The 14,224-nt window shown below is 45.1% G+C and carries 9 protein-coding genes, 2 tRNA genes and 3 rRNA genes; 12 read left to right on the top strand and 2 right to left on the bottom strand.

Features of this window, described 5'->3' with window-relative positions:
* Positions 1-169: 169 nt before the first annotated feature.
* Positions 170-427 carry a hypothetical protein gene (locus tag EL262_RS05715; RefSeq protein WP_036853591.1) on the bottom strand — a complete coding sequence of 86 codons (258 nt, stop codon included), beginning with the start codon at positions 425-427 and terminating at the stop codon, positions 170-172.
* 142 nt (positions 428-569) lie between these two features.
* On the bottom strand, positions 570-2,180 hold the full coding sequence (locus tag EL262_RS05710) for a hypothetical protein (RefSeq protein ID WP_025838122.1): 1,611 nt from the start codon (positions 2,178-2,180) through the stop codon (positions 570-572).
* Between the two features lie 282 nt (positions 2,181-2,462).
* Between EL262_RS05710 and EL262_RS05705 the strand changes: the two genes are divergently transcribed.
* From EL262_RS05705 to rplD, 12 genes are all read left to right on the top strand, one after another.
* Complete coding sequence (locus EL262_RS05705; protein WP_025838124.1) at positions 2,463-3,149, top strand: helix-turn-helix transcriptional regulator; 687 nt, start codon at positions 2,463-2,465, stop codon at positions 3,147-3,149.
* Positions 3,150-3,570: 421 nt separating this feature from the next.
* A 16S ribosomal RNA gene (locus EL262_RS05700) occupies positions 3,571-5,102 on the top strand.
* Between the two features lie 138 nt (positions 5,103-5,240).
* A tRNA-Ile gene (locus EL262_RS05695) sits at positions 5,241-5,314 on the top strand.
* A 20-nt stretch (positions 5,315-5,334) separates the two neighbouring features.
* A tRNA-Ala gene (locus tag EL262_RS05690) sits at positions 5,335-5,408 on the top strand.
* Positions 5,409-5,699: 291 nt separating this feature from the next.
* A 23S ribosomal RNA gene (locus tag EL262_RS05685) occupies positions 5,700-8,596 on the top strand.
* A gap of 368 nt (positions 8,597-8,964) precedes the next feature.
* A 5S ribosomal RNA gene (gene rrf, locus EL262_RS05680) occupies positions 8,965-9,073 on the top strand.
* The 16S, 23S and 5S rRNA genes sit together here with 2 tRNA genes alongside, the layout of an rRNA operon.
* A gap of 209 nt (positions 9,074-9,282) precedes the next feature.
* The gene (rpsL, locus tag EL262_RS05675) at positions 9,283-9,693 is read left to right on the top strand and encodes a 30S ribosomal protein S12 (protein ID WP_025839414.1); all 411 of its coding nucleotides are present in this window, start codon (positions 9,283-9,285) and stop codon (positions 9,691-9,693) included.
* Positions 9,694-9,965: 272 nt separating this feature from the next.
* Positions 9,966-10,442: a 30S ribosomal protein S7 gene (gene rpsG / locus EL262_RS05670; protein WP_025839415.1), complete on the top strand. Its 477-nt coding sequence runs from the start codon at positions 9,966-9,968 to the stop codon at positions 10,440-10,442.
* 20 nt (positions 10,443-10,462) lie between these two features.
* Positions 10,463-12,586 (top strand): elongation factor G, encoded by a 2,124-nt coding sequence (fusA, locus tag EL262_RS05665; RefSeq protein ID WP_078735979.1) that lies wholly within the window; start codon positions 10,463-10,465, stop codon positions 12,584-12,586.
* Between the two features lie 22 nt (positions 12,587-12,608).
* On the top strand, positions 12,609-12,920 hold the full coding sequence (rpsJ, locus tag EL262_RS05660; RefSeq protein ID WP_025839418.1) for a 30S ribosomal protein S10: 312 nt from the start codon (positions 12,609-12,611) through the stop codon (positions 12,918-12,920).
* Positions 12,921-12,965: 45 nt separating this feature from the next.
* A complete protein-coding gene (gene rplC, locus EL262_RS05655) occupies positions 12,966-13,583 on the top strand; it encodes a 50S ribosomal protein L3 (RefSeq protein WP_025839420.1) in 618 nt (205 codons plus the stop codon).
* The gene (gene rplD / locus EL262_RS05650; RefSeq protein WP_025839422.1) at positions 13,583-14,212 is read left to right on the top strand and encodes a 50S ribosomal protein L4; all 630 of its coding nucleotides are present in this window, start codon (positions 13,583-13,585) and stop codon (positions 14,210-14,212) included. The genes rplC and rplD overlap by 1 nt, the downstream gene beginning before the upstream one ends.
* Positions 14,213-14,224: the final 12 nt, after the last annotated feature.

The following is a 14,224-nucleotide window of genomic DNA, read 5'->3' as shown; positions in this document are numbered from 1 at the left end:
TTTGGTCAAGGGGCAGAATGTATTCTGTTTCGGGTAGGAGTAATTTTTATTCTCTGACGGAACACTTTCTGTCGCTCGACGAGCAATAAAAATATCGGAGACAGTCTGCGTTTGACGCAGTGTCTCCGATATACACGTAATTATTGTTTTAGATTAAAGCCGAATGCTTTTATTGACGGTACATATTCACCCCATAATAGCCGGCATAGATGTAACTTTGACTACCTCTCTTTCTGTAAAGGAAAGAGAATGACCCTCCGTTTTCCAAGTAAAGTTTCAGTGTATGTCCATCTACAAGTTTGTAAGTGCCTGCTTTTAGATCCTTATAGATCATACCACCTGCATCAGCTGCAGATATACGGAAAGTCTTATCTCCAAAAAACTTTATGACGTAATATGCCGTTTTCTTATTAAGCGCAGATTCCAAATTTACTTTCCCCCTCCATTCGGTGTTTTTGAATACATCGACCTCTGGAGCGTTATTGCCTTTTTTGCAAGATGACAGAGAGAGAACTAGTATCAGAAGAAGTAAATAATAGCGAATCATATTGAGCTGTTTTGGGTTACGGTTAATATACTTTTATCGGTACAAAAGATGCTGTTACTGTTCCATTCGAGACATTAAACAGTTCATAACCCTCATTACTTGATTTTAGAACAACAGGATCTGTGAAGTACAATACCAGAGTCCCTAAAATGTCATTTTCATCATTGTATACACTTTTCCCGGAGACAACTTTGGAGAACTTACTGCCTCTATTAGTCTCCCCTCCACCTTTAACCCCAACAGTTACGCCCTTTATAAGTGCGCTGATTGATGCTTCAAATGAACTTTTGGAGTTTTCTAAAAATTCTGCAGAGAAAGAATCAGAATGCTCTATTGTGTTTCCTTTGTCAAGCTCTGTGACTCTGATTAATTTGTGTAGACCCTGCTCCTTCAGATCCCAAGCATTTCCGAATCTTACATATGTTTTATTATGTAGCTTGTGAGGATATACCCATCTGGATTCAAATTCGTTTTTGTCAAGGGTGTAAATATATCTTGTCCTTCTCCAGAAATTTCCGGGTCTATCATCTCTGAGTGGATTCATCTTGAAAAGTTCCTTTGGAGAAACATTGAAGATTAATTGTTGATTCAGAATACCACCGGAATGGTATGGCGTTAGAACTTCAAATGAAAAAGCAAAATGCCCTTCTGTCCAAATTTGTGCTATAATTTCATCTATGTCCGCATGTACTTGACCATATCTCCATACAGATTCGTCCTCTAATACTTTCGGGTCATAATCTTCATTATCTCCAGCGATCGTGCCATAAGCTGCTTTATCAATCTTAAATCTGTAAAGAGTCTCGTTGAAATTAGTGTTTAGCTCGTTGTTATTTAGCCCATAGTACAAAAGAGCTCTTTGAGCTAATTTTGATGTGGATAAACTCCTGCTAAATGCTTGTTTGAGTTCCATTGGGAGTTCCGATGGTTCGATCAGTCCGTTGCCCAAAGGCTCTTCCCAGACTGTCCCCTTACTTGCTCTTAGTTTGTTATTATTAGTTCCATCGTAGGCCGGATGAGCAAATTCGTAAGTAAATGCAAGATTCTCACTTCCTGAAGATCTTAGTGTGCTTTTGACCTTGACTCGTCTGTTTTTATTAATCACAAATGTCGGAATCATAGGGAGATCAGAACCACTAAGGGCTGCGACAGAGTCTCCGGATACATATAGTGTTTTACTCCCTTGAGAATTGTCGGTTGCAACTCCGACTTCTCCTGAAAGATTCCAGTTTTTAAGATCTAACTCTTCACTGAATACCCCTAAATCTGAGGCAAATATGTTGAGCAATGGTGTGTTTTGCTCAAATGTTGCAAACTCAGCTGTTGTACCCTCCCATTGGGAGAGAATAAGCTCTCTAACGGTTGCTCCACTTGCCAATTTTATGTCCTTTATCTTATGGTATAAGATATCTGTGTTGTTGTCAAATTCCTTTAGTGCCTCCTGCTGGAGAAATGGCGCCAACTCTAAGTTTTGTGCCACTGCTTTTGACAGGGCTTTTGCAAATTGGTTGTTAAATGAAATTTGATCGATTGTGACTGATACTGGCAAGGACGGGGTTACATCTGTGGTTAGATCCTTTTTACAGCTGAACAATGCAAGAGCCATGGTGCTGGCAACTAAAAGCCTTTTCATTCTTTTAAATTGTTTGTTTTTTGTTGTGAGATTAAATTATTTAGGTTTGTTTTAACTGCTTGCAAAATTCTATATAAATTTTGACAATCGTCACTCTTATTTGTGTATTTCTGATTACCCTTTTGTGTAGTTTTTTTATTATTTCTTCGATTGTCTTGAAATCTCTATTTATCTTTGCCCTATGTTTATCTGGGTGTTTACGAATTTGTAATTCTTTTTATGAGATTGAATGCGTTATTTTCGGAGAGTCGGGAATCCCTGTCCGAAGACTGCTACAAAAAAATGAGGGGGTGTTTCGATGTGTTGGCATCAGTCTCCAGAGTTTGTTATCCGTCGTTTTACGTTGTTGACTATTATCGGCACAACTTCTTTTATGTCTCGGATAATCCACTCTTTTTGGGAGGCAAGCCTGGTGAGGAAGTCATGCGATTGGGTTATGAGTATTTTCTTGAACAGATACACCCCGAAGATTATGGGGTTATGATCGCAGTCAAAAAGTCTGCGATTCAATTTCTTCACGGGCTTCCGCCTGAGACTTGGACACGCTATACTCTTTCGCTTAATATCCGGATGAGGGACAATTACGGTGGGTACATTATGACAAATCACCGATGGACGCCGATGCGACTTAGCCCGGACAATCACCTATGGCTTTCGTTTTGCGCAGTCACTCTTGCTGTGGATAGTCATTCTTCAGATGCTTATATTTCATCTTTACACAACGATCGGAGGTGGATCCCGAGAGACGGTTACGAAGGTTGGGATATGGTCGATAAGGTGAGGCTCAAATCCGACGAAGTCCATCTCATCAAGCTTGCAGCTCAGGGGTTAACTATGGATGATATGGCAGATCGGCTCAACAAATCTGTCGATAGTATCAAAAAATACCGTAAGGCTTTGTTCAAAAAACTTGGAGTTAATTCGATGAATGAAGCCATCGTTTTTGCCATGACCCATCAGCTTCTGTAATTTTTTTTGATGAGCATATATTCAATGTGTGCCTCGAATACCGGGGCTTCAATGAAACGAAAAAAGTTTAGTATAGAGTTTGGTGGAAAGAAAAAAGTGTCTATCTTTGCAACCGCAAACGAGAGGCGAGCGCGCTTCTGAACGGATCGAAAATAAATTTTGGTTTAAAATTTGGAAGTAAAGAAAATCGTTTCTAACTTTGCAGAACCTTTGGGTCTGAAAGGACCTTCAGGTGAAAGAAAAAGAGATCATAGACATATTGATATTGGAAGGATAATTTTTGACAAGTAGTACAAGGGAATAAGATATTTTAAATATCGACATTGCCACGTCAAACATCTTGAAGAGAATTCTCAATAGGTTTATACATAGATATAGACACAATAATCTGAGCAAAGGAACAACAAACAAATTTATTTCAACAATGGAGAGTTTGATCCTGGCTCAGGATGAACGCTAGCGATAGGCTTAACACATGCAAGTCGAGGGGCAGCACGGGATTAGCTTGCTAATCTTGGTGGCGACCGGCGTAAGGGTGCGTAACGCGTATGCAACTTGCCTGTCAGTGGGGAATAACCCGGAGAAATCCGGACTAATACCGCATACACTTTGGTTTCCGCATGGGGACTTTAGGAAAGATTTATTGCTGACAGATAGGCATGCGTTCCATTAGATAGTTGGTGAGGTAACGGCTCACCAAGTCGACGATGGATAGGGGAGCTGAGAGGCTTATCCCCCACACTGGAACTGAGACACGGTCCAGACTCCTACGGGAGGCAGCAGTGAGGAATATTGGTCAATGGGCGAGAGCCTGAACCAGCCAAGTCGCGTGAAGGAAGACGGTCCTATGGATTGTAAACTTCTTTAGTAGGTGAGTACAAGCAGTTACGTGTAGCTGTAAGCAAGTAACCTAAGAATAAGTATCGGCTAACTCCGTGCCAGCAGCCGCGGTAATACGGAGGATACGAGCGTTATCCGGATTTATTGGGTTTAAAGGGTGCGTAGGTGGCTTTATAAGTCAGTGGTGAAAAGCTGTGGCTCAACCATAGTCTTGCCGTTGAAACTGTGGAGCTTGAGTGCGGATGAGGTAGGCGGAACGCGTAGTGTAGCGGTGAAATGCATAGATATTACGCAGAACTCCGATTGCGAAGGCAGCTTACCAAACCGCAACTGACACTGAAGCACGAAAGCGTGGGTATCAAACAGGATTAGATACCCTGGTAGTCCACGCAGTAAACGATGATTACTCGGAGTATGCGATATATGGTATGCTCCCAAGGGAAACCGATAAGTAATCCACCTGGGGAGTACGCCGGCAACGGTGAAACTCAAAGGAATTGACGGGGGCCCGCACAAGCGGAGGAACATGTGGTTTAATTCGATGATACGCGAGGAACCTTACCCGGGATTGAAATGTACATGACGGTTGGGCGAGAGCCTGACTTCCCTTCGGGGCATGTATGTAGGTGCTGCATGGTTGTCGTCAGCTCGTGCCGTGAGGTGTCGGCTTAAGTGCCATAACGAGCGCAACCCACATCGTCAGTTACTAGCAGGTAGAGCTGAGGACTCTGACGAGACTGCCGTCGTAAGGCGCGAGGAAGGTGTGGATGACGTCAAATCAGCACGGCCCTTACATCCGGGGCGACACACGTGTTACAATGGTAGGGACAAAGGGCAGCTACCTGGCGACAGGATGCGAATCTCCAAACCCTATCTCAGTTCGGATCGGAGTCTGCAACTCGACTCCGTGAAGCTGGATTCGCTAGTAATCGCGCATCAGCCATGGCGCGGTGAATACGTTCCCGGGCCTTGTACACACCGCCCGTCAAGCCATGGAAGTCGGGGGTACCTGAAGTGCGTCACCGCAAGGATCGCACGAGGGTAAGACCGGTAACTGGGGCTAAGTCGTAACAAGGTAGCCGTACCGGAAGGTGCGGCTGGAACACCTCCTTTCTGGAGCATCAGAATTATTGATAGAGGATTCGTTAAAGCTTTAAGAAGACTTACGAGGCAATTCTCCCTTATACGCTTGTCACCTTCAGTATCATAACCCTATTTTATACTGCAGCCTTTGGCTCAGAGCATCAAGCCAGTCCCTTAGCTCAGTTGGTTAGAGCGCTACACTGATAATGTAGAGGTCGGCAGTTCAACTCTGCCAGGGACTACAAGTAAAAGTATAATATTAGGGGGATTAGCTCAGCTGGCTAGAGCACCTGCCTTGCACGCAGGGGGTCATCGGTTCGAATCCGATATCCTCCACGATTCCTTCACTCTTCTGAGGGTGATGGACAGTATAAATAGCGATCATAGACATATTGACAAGTAAAGAATAGAGAATAGAAAACGTAAACGAGAGAAACGAGTTCTACGCTTCAGCTGTTTGGCGCAAGTCGGACGGTTGTGGCGGAAGGATTTATCTCGGGCGCTATACTTTTAAAAGAGTATAGTTTACGAAGTATACGAAATAAACGTAATAGTTCATTAGGAAGTTACTTTTTTGCTGTTGAAGACATAATCAAGACCTCTTAGGAGATCTTGTTAAAGATTCGATATAAAGCAGATAAGGGCAGACGGTGGATGCCTAGGCTCTAAGAGGCGACGAAGGACGTGATAAGCTGCGATAAGCTGTGGGTATTGGCACATACGATTTGATCCACAGATTTCCGAATGGGGCAACCCGGCGTGTTTAACGGCACGTCACAGACACGATGCGTGTTTGAGCGAACGTGGGGAACTGAAACATCTTAGTACCCATAGGAGAAGAGAACAATAGTTATTCCCTTAGTAGTGGCGAGCGAACGGGGATGAGCCCAAACCGGTGTTGTTTCGGCAATATCGGGGTTGTAGGGTCTCGAACAAAGTGTACAGGAGGTATGTAGAGGAACGGTTTGGAAAGGCCGGCCACAGTGGGTGACAGCCCTTTACTCGAAACAGAAGACCTGCATGACGAGATACCTGAGTAGCGCGGGACACGTGTAATCCTGTGTGAATCCGGGAGGTCCATCTCCCAAGGCTAAATACTCCTTAGAGACCGATAGTGTACAAGTACCGTGAGGGAAAGGTGAAAAGCACCTCGACGAGAGGATTGAAATAGACCCTGAACCCGTCTGCCTACAAGCGGTCGGAGCACAATTAATGTGTGACGGCGTGCCTTTTGCATAATGAACCTACGAGTTACTGTGAATAGCGAGGTTAAGTGTTTTAAGACATGGAACCGAAGCGAAAGCGAGTTTTAAATGGCGATAGTTATTTACAGTAGACGCGAAACCAAGTGATCTACCCTTGTCCAGGTTGAAGTGTAGGTAACACTACATAGAGGACCGAACCGTTAAACGTTGAAAAGTTTTCGGATGAGATGAGGGTAGGGGTGAAAGGCTAATCAAACTTGGAGATAGCTCGTACTCCCCGAAATGCATTTAGGTGCAGCCTTTGGAATATACTATAAGAGGTAGAGCGACTGATTGGATGCGAGGGTTTCACCGCCTATCAAGTCCAGACAAACTCCGAATGCTTATAGGCAGTGCCAAGGAGTGAGGGCATGGGTGCTAAGGTCCATGTCCGAGAGGAGAAGAATCCGGACCATCGGCTAAGGTCCCGAAATGACAACTAAGTTGTATTAAACGCGGTCACGATGCACAGACAGCTAGGATGTTGGCTTGGAAGCAGCCATTCATTTAAAGAGTGCGTAACAGCTCACTAGTCGAGGATTGTGGCATGGATAATAATCGGGCATAAGTTGTCTACCGAAGCCGTGGGATACGTAAGTATCGGTAGGGGAGCATTCCAAAACGGGTAGAAGGCACAGGGACGACCTGTACTGGACTATTTGGAAGAGCAAATGTAGGTATAAGTAACGATAAAGGAGGTGAGAATCCTCCTCGCCGAAAGACTAAGGATTCCTGATCAACGTTCGTCGTATCAGGGTTAGTCGGGACCTAAGGGGTAGCCGTTTAGGCGTACCCGATGGATGAATGGGTTAATATTCCCATACTCCCGCATTGAGTGATGTGGTGACGGAGTAGTGACAGTCCTGCCTACTGACGGAATAGTAGGTTGAAGGGTGTAGATTAAGATCGGTGTAGGCAAATCCGCATCGAGAGTCGAACCTGATAGTACACGGAACCTTCGGGGGAAGTGATAAGGGCGTAAGCAGACTTCCAAGAAAAACCGCTAAACGTTAATCAATGTAGGGACCCGTACCGTAAACCGACACAGGTGGTTGGGTTGAGTATACTAAGGCGCTCGAGCGATTCGCGGTTAAGGAACTAGGCAAATTGGTCCTGTAACTTCGGAATAAAGGACGCCTACGGAGACGTAGGTCGCAGAGAATAGGCCCAGGCGACTGTTTAACAAAAACACAAGGCTATGCAAACTGGAAACATGAAGTATATAGTCTGACACCTGCCCGGTGCTGGAAGGTTAAGAGGAGGAGTCATCCTTAAGGAGAAGCTCTGAATTGAAGCCCCAGTAAACGGCGGCCGTAACTATAACGGTCCTAAGGTAGCGAAATTCCTTGTCGGGTAAGTTCCGACCTGCACGAATGGTGTAACGATCTGGGCACTGTCTCAACCGCGAACTCGGTGAAATTGTAGTATCGGTGAAGATGCCGATTACCCGCAACGGGACGAAAAGACCCCGTGAACCTTTACTATAGCTTTACATTGTATTTGGGCATTAGATGTGTAGGATAGGCCGGAGACTGAGAAACAGGTACGCCAGTATTTGTGGAGTCGTTGTTGAAATACGGCCCTTTTGATGTTTGGATACTAACTCGTGGATAATGAGGACAATGTATGGTGGGTAGTTTGACTGGGGTGGTCGCCTCCAAAAGCGTAACGGAGGCTTCTAAAGGTGCCCTCAGGCCGATTGGTAACCGGTCGTAGAGTGTAATGGCATAAGGGCGCTTGACTGGGAGACACACAAGTCGCACAGGAAGGAAACTTGAGCATAGTGATCCGGTGGTTCCGTATGGTAGGGCCATCGCTCAAAGGATAAAAGGTACTCCGGGGATAACAGGCTGATCGCTCCCAAGAGCTCATATCGACGGAGCGGTTTGGCACCTCGATGTCGGCTCGTCACATCCTGGGGCTGGAGAAGGTCCCAAGGGTTGGGCTGTTCGCCCATTAAAGTGGCACGCGAGCTGGGTTCAGAACGTCGTGAGACAGTTCGGTCTCTATCTGTTGTGGGCGCGAGATATTTGCGAGGGTCTGACACTAGTACGAGAGGACCGTGTTGGACGTACCACTGGTTTATCGGTTGTTTCGCCAGGAGCACTGCCGAGTAGCCACGTACGGTAAGGATAAGTGCTGAAAGCATCTAAGCACGAAGCCCTCCTCAAGATTAGATATCTTTATAGGGTGGTTATAGACGATGACCTTGATAGGCTACAGGTGTAAATGCAGTAATGTAAAAGCCGAGTAGTACTAATAGCCCGAACGCTTTATATCGTTTTCTTGTATTCTTTTTGGGTTTCAGAAGAGATCCTGAAGGACGTAAATGACCTAAAAGAATAGAAGGAAACAAAAGAGAAAAATGATAAGCAAAACGAAAAGAGTAACACAGATATTCCAAACTGTTACGAAGTCGTATACGTAAAAAGAATTCGTATGGGTTCGGTCTCATAGGACAGACATCGAACCTGCGCGAGATGAATCGAGAGAATGGGACGAACGAAGGCCGAGAGGTTTTCGAGGAGTTTCTTTGAGTGGACGATTTCTACTTCTCTATCTTGGACTTGTCAGATATGCCTTAATATATCTCTCTGATGACCGGTGTAAAGAAACGGTCATGAATAAGAGGGAAATAATGAAATAATTAAGGTGGCTATAGCATTGGGGATCCACCTCTTCCCATCCCGAACAGAGCAGTTAAGCCCAATCACGCCGATGGTACTACGCAAGTGGGAGAGTAGGTAGCCGCCACTTTTACAGTCGAGAGAGCTTTGGAGACAGATGTCTTCGAAGCTCTCTCTTTTTGTTTCGTTTATCTAACTGTTTGGTTATTCGAAATAATATGTTTAACTTTGCAACTCGTGTAGTGTAATTTCTGCCGTAACCGTGTGGAAATGACGCTGTGCGAATGAAAAAGTGAATATTAGAAAACTTATTTTGAGAAATAACTAATAACTTAAGAAATGCCTACAATTCAACAATTAGTCAGAAAAGGAAGACAGACTATCGAAGAGAAGGGTAAGTCTCCAGCATTGGAAAGTTGCCCACAAAGACGTGGTGTCTGTGTGAGAGTTTATACAACTACTCCTAAGAAGCCTAACTCAGCTATGCGTAAGGTAGCCAGAGTGCGTCTTACTAACGGTAAAGAAGTAAACTCTTACATCCCTGGAGAAGGTCACAACTTGCAGGAGCACTCTATCGTTCTTGTTCGTGGTGGTCGTGTGAAGGACCTACCTGGTGTTCGCTATCACATCGTCCGTGGAACATTGGATACTGCAGGTGTGAACGGTCGTACACAACGTCGCTCTAAGTACGGAGCTAAGCGTCCTAAACCAGGAGCAGCAGCTGCACCGGCAAAGGGTAAGAAGAAGTAAGAGCCTCGTTGCTTGAGTAGTCTTGTCTATGAAAGTCGTCGATGACTTGCTTAGTGGGGCGAAGTGTACAAGCGTTATAGAGATTCTGAATCTTACTCTCCAGATAGATACTGGATTTCACTTTTTCGATTGTAACGAGAAACTTAGAATTGAATCAACAAACTAAACGTTTGAGTTTTATTGGATAGGCGCCTGGTTGAGTAAATGTTCCGGAGGGAACGTTGAAGTGTATGAGGCAACCAATGACAAGAACATTATTTTTTAGAAAAGACATGAGAAAAGCTAAACCTAAAAAGAGACAGGTCCTTCCTGATCCTGTATTTGGTGATGTAAAGGTGACAAAGTTTGTCAATCATCTTATGTATGATGGCAAGAAGAATCTTTCTTTCGAAATCTTTTACACTGCCCTTGATATCGTAAAGGGTAAGCTCGCCAACGAGGAAAAGTCTGCTTTGGAAATCTGGAAGACTGCACTCGAAAATATAACTCCTCAGGTCGAGGTCAAGAGCCGTCGTATCGGTGGGGCAACATTCCAAGTGCCTACTGAGATCCGTCCTGATCGTAAGGAGTCTATCTCAATGAAAAACCTTATCCTCTATGCTCGCAAGAGAGGCGGTAAGACTATGGCAGATAAGTTGTCAGCAGAGATTGTTGATGCTTATAACAATCAAGGTGGTGCGTTCAAGCGTAAGGAAGATATGCACCGTATGGCCGAAGCTAACCGTGCTTTTGCTCACTTTAGATTCTAACCTATTAAGGAGGATAAACAATGGCAAATAATTTACATCTCGAACTTACAAGAAATATCGGTATCATGGCTCACATCGATGCCGGTAAGACTACGACTTCTGAACGTATCTTGTTCTATACCGGTCTTACTCACAAGATCGGTGAGGTACATGATGGCGCTGCTACCATGGACTGGATGGAACAGGAGCAGGAGCGTGGCATCACAATCACATCCGCTGCTACAACCACATTCTGGAAGTACGATAACAATAACTTCAAGATTAACTTGATCGATACTCCGGGGCACGTTGACTTTACCGTAGAGGTAGAGCGTTCGTTGCGTATCCTTGATGGTGCAGTAGCTGCTTTCTGTGCCGTGGGTGGTGTCGAGCCTCAGTCTGAGACTGTATGGCGTCAGGCTGATAAGTACAAGGTGCCTCGTATCGGTTATGTCAATAAGATGGACCGCTCGGGTGCTAACTTCTTTGAGGTGGTACGTCAGGTGAGAGAAATCTTGGGTGCCAACCCTTGTCCGATCCAAATCCCCGTAGGTGCAGAAGAAACATTCCAAGGGGTCGTCGACTTGGTAACCATGAAGGCTTGCCTATGGCTTGACGAAACAATGGGTGCTGACTATGTGATCAAGGATATCCCTGCCGAACTTCAAGCCGAAGCTGAAGAGTGGAGAGATAAGATGCTCGAAACTCTTGCAGAGGTCGATGAGACTTTGATGGAGAAGTACTTTGAGGATCCTTCTACGATCACTGAGGATGAAATCCGTGCTGCTATCCGTAAGGGTACCCTTAACATGGATATCAATCCAATGCTTTGTGGCTCTTCGTTTAAGAATAAGGGTGTGCAGAGTCTTCTTAATGCTGTCTGTGCTTATCTCCCCAGCCCATTTGATAACCCCGTCATCGAGGGTACCGATCCTGCAGATCCTGAAGTCATATTGACTCGCAAGGTTGAGCACGATGAACCACTATGTGCGCTTGCGTTCAAGATCGCAACTGACCCTTATGTCGGTCGTCTTTGCTTCTTCCGTGTGTACTCTGGTCACCTTGATGCGGGTTCGTATGTCTACAACTCTCGCTCAGGTAAGAAGGAGAGAATCTCTCGTCTCTTCCAGATGCACTCTAACAAGCAAAACCCTAAGGACTCTATCGAGACCGGTGATATCGGTGCCGGTGTCGGATTCAAGGATATCCGTACAGGTGATACATTGTGTGATGAAGCTCATCCTATCACCCTTGAATCTATGGACTTCCCTGATCCTGTGATTGGTATCGCTGTCGAACCTAAGACTCAGAAGGACCTTGATCGTCTCGGTATGGGCTTGGCTAAGCTTGCCGAAGAAGACCCTACATTTACAGTTCAGACCAATGAAGATACAGGTCAGACTGTCATCAGCGGTATGGGTGAGCTTCACCTCGAAATCATCATCGACCGTCTCAAGAGAGAATTTAAGGTTGAGTGTAATCAAGGTCGTCCTCAGGTCTCTTACAAGGAAGCCATCACTGCTCCTGTCGAACTTCGTGAGACTTATAAGAAGCAGACCGGTGGTCGTGGTAAGTTTGCGGACATGATTGTACGCGTCGAGCCTGCTGATGCAGACTTCGAAGGCGAATTGCAATTTGTCGATGAAGTCAAGGGTGGTAATATCCCTAAGGAATTCATCCCAAGTATTCAGAAGGGTTTCACGCGTGCTATGAAGAATGGTGTGCTTGCGGGTTATCCTCTTGATAAGCTCAAAGTAACAGTCATCGATGGTTCGTACCACCCTGTTGACTCTGACCAGTTGTCTTATGAGATCTGTGCGATCCAAGCATTCAAGAGCGCTTCTGAGAAGGCTTCTCCTGTCCTCCTTGAACCTATCATGAAGGTGGAAGTGGTCACTCCAGAAGAGAGCATGGGTGATGTGATCGGTGACCTTAACAAGAGACGTGGTCAGGTAGAGGGTATGGAAAGTAACCGTAGCGGTGCAAGAGTAGTGAAGGCTAAAGCTCCACTTTCTGAAATGTTCGGATATGTGACTGCGCTTCGTACCATCACTTCAGGTCGTGCTACATCTACTATGAGCTTCTCTCACTATGCTGAAGTCTCTTCTTCTATCGCTAAGCAGGTGCTCGAAGAAGTACAAGGCCGTGTGGATCTAATCAAGTAAGAATTCAAAAGCATTATACATCATGAATCAAGTAATAAGAATCAAAATCAAGTCATACGACCACAGCTTAGTAGACAAGTCTGCAGATAAGATTGTAAAGGCTGTGAGCCCAACAGGTGTTAAGGTTTGCGGTCCTATTCCTCTTCCTACTCACAAGAGAATCTTCACTGTGAACCGTTCGACTTTCGTGAACAAGAAGTCTCGTGAGCAGTTTGAACTCTCTACTTACAAGAGACTTATCGATATCGCAAATGCTACGCCTGCTACTGTCGATGCTTTGGCTCGTCTCGAACTTCCAAGTGGGGTAGAGATCGAAATCAAGACTGATATCTAATCAGACTATAATATATTATTCATAACCAAAACGTTTTAAACTGAAATGCCAGGATTATTAGGAAAAAAAATCGGAATGACATCCGTTTTCAGTGCCGAGGGTAAGAATATACCATGCACTGTTATCGAAGTAGGTCCTTGTGTAGTTACGCAGGTGAAGACGATCGAAACTGATGGTTATGCTGCACTTCAACTTGGTTTCCAAGACAAGAAGGAGAAGCATACTACCAATCCATTGAAGGGTCACTTCGCAAAGGCTGCTGTAACTCCAAAGAGACACTTGGCCGAGTTCAAGTTCTTTGAGACTGAGTACAAGTTAGGTGATGTGCTCAATGTGGAATTCCTTGCTGATACCCAGTATGTCGATGTGATCGGCACTTCTAAGGGTAAGGGATTCCAAGGTGTTGTGAAGCGTCATGGCTTCGGTGGTGTCGGCCAGACAACACACGGTCAGCACAACCGTCTACGTGCTCCGGGTTCAATCGGTGCTTGCTCTTACCCTGCAAAGGTGTTCAAGGGTACACGTATGGCCGGACAGACCGGTAACAAGCGTGTCACTGTGCAAAACCTCGAAGTGATCAAGGTGATGCCTGAACACAACCTTCTTCTCATCAAGGGTTCTGTGCCAGGTGCTAAAGGTTCAATCTTAAGAATAGAAAAGTAATGGAAGTAAACGTACTTAATATTAGCGGTGCAGAGACCGGCCGTAAGATACAGCTCCCTGAAACCATCTTTGGGATAGAGCCTAACGATCACGCTATTTATCTTGATGTAAAGCAGTACAGAGCGAATTTGCGCCAAGGTACTCACAGCACAAAGGGTAGAAGTCAGATCTCCGGTAGTACTCGCAAGCTCTTCCGTCAGAAGGGTACAGGTGGTGCTCGTCGTGGTGACATCAAGTCTCCTTTGATGCACGGTGGTGGTACTGTCTTCGGTCCACAACCTCGCTCTTATGCAGAGAAGGTAAACAAGAAGGTGAAGAGACTTGCTCGTCTCTCAGCTTTGAGCTATAAGGCAAAGAATAACGAAATCATCGTTGTTGAAGATTTCTCTTTTGCTGCTCCAAAGACAAAGGAGTTTGCACAGGTCCTTAACAACCTCAAGGTGGCTGACAAGCGTTCGCTCTTCGCTTTGAATAATGCCGACAAATCCGTATATTTGTCTGCTCGTAACATACAAGGCGTTAGCATGATGCAAGTAGATCTACTCAACACTTACAAGATTGTTGAGTCGAAATATCTTGTCATCACTGAAAGCGCGCTTGCAAGACTTGCTGAATTGTTGAACGCATAATGAATTGAATAA

It is taken from the genome of Porphyromonas cangingivalis, from assembly GCF_900638305.1.
GTDB lineage: Bacteria > Bacteroidota > Bacteroidia > Bacteroidales > Porphyromonadaceae > Porphyromonas_A > Porphyromonas_A cangingivalis.
This window is presented reverse-complemented; position numbering and strand designations above follow the sequence as displayed.